The organism is Oleiphilus sp. HI0128 (genome assembly GCF_001635365.1).
In genome coordinates, this window is sequence record NZ_LWGG01000642.1 from 1 (window position 1) to 278 (window position 278).

Below are 278 nucleotides of genomic sequence, written 5' to 3' on the forward strand. Positions count from 1 at the left end.
AATCGCAGCGGTTGGAAAATCTGGACCTGGAATAATTTCCATCAACTCTTCACAGGTAATATCACTATTTTCCATCAGAGCAAGGCAAGCACCAACAACTTCAGTTAAGTTGTGTGGTGGAATATTAGTCGCCATACCAACAGCGATACCTGACGAGCCATTCACCAACAGGTTAGGAACTCTAGTCGGCATAACTTCGGGTATCTGCTCGGTACCGTCATAGTTAGGAACAAAATCGACTGTTTCTTTGTCCAAGTCAGCAAGCAACGAATGAGCAA

The 278-nt window shown here is 44.2% G+C and carries 1 protein-coding gene; it reads right to left on the reverse strand.

Going from position 1 to position 278, the window contains the following annotated elements; translation table 11 throughout:
- A partial coding sequence (locus A3763_RS08115) for a DNA gyrase subunit A (protein ID WP_304440804.1) occupies nt 1–278 on the reverse strand: 278 nt, incomplete at both ends.